The organism is Cryobacterium sp. MLB-32 (assembly GCF_000738085.1).
Classification (GTDB): Bacteria; Actinomycetota; Actinomycetes; order Actinomycetales; family Microbacteriaceae; genus Cryobacterium.
This window is the reverse complement of record NZ_JPRS01000183.1, coordinates 1-6,542: the sequence shown is the minus strand read 5'-3', so window position 1 is coordinate 6,542 and position 6,542 is coordinate 1. Positions and strand designations below refer to the sequence as shown.

Sequence of the window (6,542 nt, the reverse complement as noted above, 5' to 3'; positions counted from 1 at the left end):
TCAGAATTACCGGAATTCACGAAGACTCCTTCAGTCGACACGATCGGGCCTGTCAGATAGTCGGGCTCTCCCGATCTGACGTGGAGATCATCGGCATCCGCTCGGCCGATGGCCGTGGAGCCAGGGCCGGCAGACGTGACCGGAATCTCATAGATCGGATTGTTCATGGTGCATGTCCTTTTCGTTCTACGCCACAACTCTGAGAATCTCTTCAACGGACGTCAGACCCAGCAAAACCTTTGCCCAACCGTCTTCTCGCAGGGTGATCATGCCCTGCTCCTTGGCCGCTCGCAAAATCTCCGCGCTTGAGGCGCGGCTGACCGTGAGCCGCTCGATCTCCTCGGAGACCGTCATGACCTCGTGAACGGCGATGCGACCGCGATAGCCCGTCTTCGAGCAGCTGGCGCACCCGACGGGTCGGTAAATGAGCGGGGGCTGCAGGTCAGGGTCGACCGCGAAGTGCAGTAGCGCGAGGTCTGCCACCTCGCGGGTGTCCGGCAGCTTGCAGCGATCGCACAACCTGCGCGCGAGCCGCTGGGCGACAACGCAATCGAGTGCGGATCCGACAAGGAACGGTTCGATGCCCATCTCGGTGAGTCGCGTGATGGCACTCGGCGCGTTGTTCGTGTGCAGGGTCGACAGCACAAGGTGGCCGGTGAGCGCCGCCTCGATGGCGATCAGCGCCGTCTCATGGTCGCGGATCTCACCGATCAGCACGACGTCGGGGTCGGACCGCAGGATCGACCGCAGGGCACTCGCGAAGGTGAGTCCCGCCTTGGGGTTGACCTGCACCTGGTTGACGCCCTCCATGCGGTATTCCACCGGGTCTTCCACCGTGATCACATTGATCTCCGGACGGGCGACCGAGTTCAGGGTCGTGTAGAGCGTCGTGGATTTGCCGGACCCGGTCGGTCCCGTCACCAGAATCATGCCGTAGGGCTTGGAATACGCCGTCTTAAAGGCGTTGAAGTTGCCTTCAAGCAGGTTCAGGTCGCGCAGGCTCAATTTGGTGCTGGCGTTGTCGAGAATTCGCATCACGATCTTCTCGCCCCACACCGTGGGAAGCGTGGCGACCCGAAGGTCAATCTGGCGGCCGCCGTGACTCACCGACATTCGTCCGTCCTGAGGCTTGCGTCGCTCCGAGATGTCAATGTCACTCATGATCTTGAGCCGGGAGATCACGCCGTTCTGGATGCTCTTCGGCGCACGCTGCATTTCGTGCAGCACTCCATCGATGCGGTAGCGCACACCGAGGCTGTGCTCAGCGGGTTCGATGTGGATGTCCGATGCCCGGTCCTGAATGGCTTGGCTGACCAGCAAATTAACGAACCGCACAATGGGGGCGTCGTCGTCGAGAGAATCCGAGGCTCCGAACCCCGCCGATTCCGCAGGGGCATGCTCTTCCTCGAGCGTGGTCGTGAGGTTCGTGAGCTCGTCGTCGGCTCGGTGGTAACGGGCGATAGCCGCAAGCAAATCGGCCCGCTCCGCCACGACCTGCTTCACCTGCATCTTGGCAGCCTCACGCACGTCGTCCAATGCGAAGACATTGCCAGGGTCCACCATCGCCAGGAGGAGTCGACCCTCGGCAATCGCGATCGGCAGCACTTCATGGCGGCGGCAGACCGCCGGACTCACGAGCGCCACCGCGAGACGATCCACCGGGTAGTCGAGGAGTTCTACGAACGGCAGGTTCGCCTGTTGGGCCCGCGCTTTGGCGAACTGAAGTTCACTGATCACACCGCTGTCGACCAGCGCCCGCACCGCGCTCTCATCCGCCGGATCTCCGGCCATGAGCGTATCGAGCACCTCAATGGGCAGTAGACCATGAAGAATCAGAATTTCGGTAAGGGTAGCCACACGGACCTCCCCGATCAGATTCCTTGATTCTGAGCATATATCGAAAGCCAGCTGATCACCAGCGTTTTGAGCCCCATTTGGGGCACATGCCTCCACGAGAGCAACCCAACTCCCGTGATGATACGCAGTGTCACTGGAGACGCCTAAATCACCCCAGAATAGGCACTCAGCTCGCCAAATGTGACCCGGAGTGTCATACTCGTGCTGTTTCCCCCTGAGTTTCACGTTGTGGCGACGCTGAGTCGCCCAGTCCCCGCCCACACATTGGAGTGTCCGCATGACGACCGTTCTCAATCCCCTTCTCCCGGCCAGCGTCCAGAACTCCCCGGCCACCGGCCCCGCGCCCCGCCCGGCCATCGCCGACCCGGCGGCGCTCGGACTCGGCGCATTCGCCCTCACCACCTTTGTGCTCAGCCTCGCCAACTCCGGCATCATCCCCACCGCCGGCGCCGCCGTCGTCGGCCTCGCCCTGTTCTACGGCGGCATCGCCCAATTCGCCGCCGGGATGTGGGAGTTCATCAAGGGCAACACGTTCGGGGCGACCGCGTTCACGTCGTACGGGGCGTTCTGGCTGGCTTTCTGGTGGCTCCTCACGAACCCGGAAACGGAAGCAGCCGCCGGCGCGGCCGGCATCGGAGCGTTCCTTCTCGCCTGGACCATTTTCACCGCCTTCATGACCGTCGCCGCCCTGAAAACGAACGTCATGCTGGTGGCACTGTTCGCCGCGGCTACGCTCACCTTCCTTGCCCTGACCGTGGGTGCTTTCAGTGGCATCACCGGCATCCATCAGCTTGGCGGCTGGATCGGTCTCGTCACGGCCGGTATCGCCTGGTACGGATCGTTCGCCATCGTGACCAACACGACATGGAAGCGCACCGCCCTCCCCGTCGGCCACCTCCGCTAGCTCCATCACGCCCCCGAACCCCCGTCGCGTCCGTGAGGGGTGAGGGGGCGGGTTAACGACGGATGGCCCCTGCCGAAGCAGGGGCCATCCGGTGTTTCTCACCGAAGTGAGTTGCGCGCGATGTTAGTTGTACGTACCGGGAGTCAGGTCATCAGACGAGAAGCTGTCGAAATCGACGAAGCTCAGGTCACCCTCGACGAACGTGGCATCTTCGGTGAAGATGCGGTTCGGGTAACGCTCAGCCTTGGCTTCCTCGGTTGCCTCGACGCTGACGTCGCGGTAACGAGGGAGTCCGGTTCCGGCCGGGATCAACTTACCGATGATCACGTTCTCCTTGAGGCCCATCAGCGGGTCGCTCTTGCCTTCCATGGCCGCCTGGGTCAGAACCCGGGTGGTTTCCTGGAAGGAAGCGGCCGACAGCCAGGACTCGGTTGCCAGCGAAGCCTTGGTGATACCCATGACTTCCTGACGAGCCGAAGCTGTCTTCTTGCCCTCGGTGAGCGCGGCGCGGTTGAGGTCGTTGTACTTCAACCGGTCAACGAGCTCGCCCGGGAGCAGGCCCGAGTCGCCGTGCTCAACGACGGTGACCTTACGAAGCATCTGACGAACGATGACCTCGATGTGCTTGTCGTGAATCGGCACACCCTGTGAACGGTAGACCTGCTGGACACCTTCCACGAGGTGCTTCTGCACGGCACGCACACCCTTGACGCGAAGAACTTCCTTCGGGTCAACGGCACCGATGATGATCTGCTGTCCGAGCTCGACGTGCTGGCCATCCTCAACGAGAAGGGTCGAGCGCTTGAGCACCGGGTAGGCAATTGCTTCGTCACCGTTGTCGGGGGTCAGGATGACCTTTCGGCCCTTGTCCGAGTCCTCGATCGTGATGCGTCCGGCAGAGTCGACGATCGGCGACGCACCCTTGGGGGTACGAGCCTCGAAGAGCTCCTGAACACGCGGCAGACCCTGGGTGATGTCGTCAGCGGATGCCGACCCACCCGTGTGGAAGGTACGCATGGTCAGCTGGGTGCCGGGCTCACCGATGGACTGTGCGGCGATGATACCGACGGCCTCACCGATGTCGACGAGCTGGCCCGTGGCAAGCGAACGGCCGTAGCAGACCGCACACACACCGACGGCAGACTCACACGTGAGCACCGAACGAACCTTGATGGTCTCGATACCGGACGCGATGAGCTGTGCGATGAGCACGTCTCCCACGTCGGCGCCGGCCTCGGCCACGACAACGCCGGCAGCGTCGACCGCGGGTGCGGCCAGGCTGCGGGCGTAGACCGCGTTCTCGACGTTCGAGTGCACCCGAAGCACGCCGGACGAATCCCGCTCACCGATCGGGAGCTCAAGGCCCTTGGTCGTTCCACAGTCGTCTTCACGAATGATGACGTCCTGCGATACGTCCACCAGACGACGGGTGAGGTACCCCGAGTCGGCGGTACGCAGCGCGGTGTCGGCCAGTCCCTTACGAGCACCGTGAGTAGCAATGAAGTACTCGGCGACGGACAGGCCTTCGCGGTAGCTCGAGATGATCGGGCGAGGGATGATCTCACCCTTCGGGTTGTTCACGAGGCCTCGCATGCCGGCGATGTTACGCACCTGCAGCCAGTTACCACGAGCACCCGAGGTGACCATGCGGTTGATCGTGTTGTCGGCCGGGAAGTTCGCCTGCATGGCCGCGGCGACGTCTTCGGTCGCCTTCGTCCAAATCTGGATGAGCTCCTGGCGACGCTCGAGGTCGGTCGTGAGACCCTTCTCGAACTGCGACTGAACCTTCGCGGCCATCTTCTCGTAGCCGGCGACGATCTCCTTCTTGTTCGGAGGCGTCAGGATGTCGCTGAGCGCGACGGTCACACCGGAGCGAGTAGCCCAGTAGAACCCGGCATCCTTGATCCGGTCGAGCGTTGCAGCCACTTCGATCTTGACATAGCGCTCGGCCAGGTCGTTGACGATCGTCGACATGGTGACCTTGTCGGCCACCTGCTCGAAGTACGGGTAGTCAGCCGGAAGCGCCTCGTTGAAGATGGCGCGGCCCAGGCTGGTGGTGACCAGTACGGTTCCGACTGCCTGACCGTTGACAAGCTCGACGCCCTCGGGCTGCGTGCCCTCGGTGAAGTACTTGTCGGTCAGACGGATGCGGACCTTGGCGTTCAGGTCGAGCGACTTCTGGTCGAAGGCAAGAATCGCCTCAGAGACCGTGGAGAACGCGCGACCTTCTCCGATCACACCTTCCTTCATGGTCGTGAGGTGGTGCAGGCCGATGATCATGTCCTGGGTGGGCAGGGTCACCGGGCGACCGTCAGACGGCTTGAGGATGTTGTTCGAGGCGAGCATCAGGATGCGTGCCTCGGCCTGGGCCTCGACCGACAGCGGAAGGTGCACAGCCATCTGGTCACCGTCGAAGTCGGCGTTGAACGCCGCGCAGACGAGCGGGTGCAGCTGGATGGCCTTGCCCTCAACGAGCTGAGGCTCGAAGGCCTGGATGCCCAGGCGGTGCAGGGTGGGTGCACGGTTGAGCAGCACCGGACGCTCGCGAATGATCTCCTCGAGCACGTCCCAGACCTGCGGACGTGAACGCTCGACCATGCGCTTGGCGGCCTTGATGTTCTGAGCGTGGCTCAGGTCGATCAGGCGCTTGATCACGAACGGCTTGAACAGCTCGAGTGCCATCTGCTTGGGCAGACCACACTGGTGCAGCTTGAGCTGCGGGCCGACCACGATGACCGAACGGCCCGAGTAGTCCACGCGCTTTCCGAGCAGGTTCTGGCGGAAACGACCCTGCTTGCCCTTGAGCATGTCGCTCAGGGACTTCAAGGCACGGTTTCCGGTACCGGTGACCGGGCGACCGCGGCGACCGTTGTCGAACAGCGCGTCAACGGCCTCCTGAAGCATGCGCTTCTCGTTGTTCACGATGATCTCGGGGGCACCGAGGTCAAGCAGACGACGAAGACGGTTGTTGCGGTTGATCACACGACGGTAGAGGTCGTTGAGGTCAGAGGTCGCGAAGCGGCCACCGTCAAGCTGCACCATCGGGCGCAGTTCCGGCGGGATGACCGGCACGACGTCGAGCACCATCGCCGCCGGCGAGTTGCCGGTGATGATGAAGGCGTTGACAACGCGCAGGCGCTTGATGGCGCGGATCTTCTTCTGACCCTTGCCCTCGGCGATCTGCAGGTGCAGGTTTTCGCTCTCGGTGACGAGGTCGAAGGCCTCGAGGCGCTTCTTGATGGCCTCGGCGCCCATGAAGGCCTCGAAGTACATGCCGAAACGGTCCTGAAGCTCGTGGAAGACGGAGTCTTCCGGCTTCAGGTCCCCGACCTTGAGGGTGCGGAAGTCTTCCCACACACGCTCGAGGTGGGCGATCTGCTCGTCCAGGGACTTGCGGATCTGTCCCATTTCCTTCTCGGCGGCGTCTTTCGTGCGCTTCTTCTGGTCGCTCTTGGCGCCTTCGGCCTCCAGTGCTGCGAGGTCGGTTTCGAGGCGCTGCAGGCGATCGGCGATGCGCGAGTCGCGGCTGTTCTCAAGGGTCTTGAGTTCCAGGCGCAGCTCGTTCTCGAGACCAGGCATGTCCTGGTGACGACCGTCTTCGTCTACCGAGATGACCATGTATGCGGCGAAGTAGATGACCTTTTCGAGGTCCTTCGGAGCCATGTCCAGCAGGTAGCCGAGGCGCGAGGGCACGCCCTTGAAGTACCAGATGTGAGTGACGGGTGCGGCCAGCTCAATGTGGCCCATGCGCTCGCGGCGCACGGACGACTTGGTGACCTCT

General features: G+C 62.8%; 3 protein-coding genes. 1 reads left to right on the top strand and 2 read right to left on the bottom strand.

Annotated elements, in window-relative coordinates:
- Positions 1-186: 186 nt before the first annotated feature.
- Positions 187-1,857: a GspE/PulE family protein gene (locus tag JF66_RS15220; protein ID WP_035879375.1), complete on the bottom strand. Its 1,671-nt coding sequence runs from the start codon at positions 1,855-1,857 to the stop codon at positions 187-189.
- Positions 1,858-2,134: 277 nt separating this feature from the next.
- Between JF66_RS15220 and JF66_RS15215 the strand changes: the two genes are divergently transcribed.
- On the top strand, positions 2,135-2,761 hold the full coding sequence (locus tag JF66_RS15215) for an acetate uptake transporter family protein (protein WP_035879373.1): 627 nt from the start codon (positions 2,135-2,137) through the stop codon (positions 2,759-2,761).
- Between the two features lie 123 nt (positions 2,762-2,884).
- Here the strand turns inward: JF66_RS15215 and rpoC are convergent.
- On the bottom strand, positions 2,885-6,542 hold a 3,658-nt coding region (rpoC, locus tag JF66_RS15210; protein ID WP_035879371.1), incomplete at its 5' end, for a DNA-directed RNA polymerase subunit beta'.

Excerpts from the sequence above, each read along its gene's own strand:
- JF66_RS15215 (WP_035879373.1), top strand. The coding sequence starts at position 2,135 with ATGACGACCGTTCTCAATCCCCTTCTCCCGGCCAGCGTCCAGAACTCC.